Annotated in this window: 1 protein-coding gene; it reads right to left on the reverse strand. The window is 31.2% G+C overall.

What is annotated here, in order from left to right:
- On the reverse strand, positions 1–180 hold a 180-nt coding region (locus tag V7659_RS11715; protein ID WP_335540165.1), incomplete at its 3' end, for a hypothetical protein.
- Positions 181–353 lie beyond the last annotated feature (173 nt).

Here is a 353-nt window from a genome sequence, read left to right on the forward strand (position 1 = left end):
TAAAAAACTTACTAAGAAATCACTAATAAATTCAAAAACTGCAACCGATTTTTTATTTGTATTCTTTAGAGATTGGAGCATTAATCCCCATTCTTTTAATAAATCGTCTTGATAAATTGCTAACATTTTAACAGCATCTATTAAAAGATTGTCTAAATGGTGGTTTAATGACTTCGACAATTCACCCGCACTCCCTTCCCTGAAAATCTAACTTGTTATTACTTCTGCATGAAATAACAGTTTATCTTCAATACATATTTCCTCTAAACCTGCCAAAATTCCTGCTGATTTTGGATTTTTTTGCTTTTTTGCAGAACTTTGTTCCTAGCGATTAACTCTGTTAAACTTGCCTG

The organism is Neobacillus drentensis, assembly GCF_036966985.1.
Lineage (GTDB): Bacteria > Bacillota > Bacilli > Bacillales > Cytobacillaceae > Neobacillus > Neobacillus drentensis_E.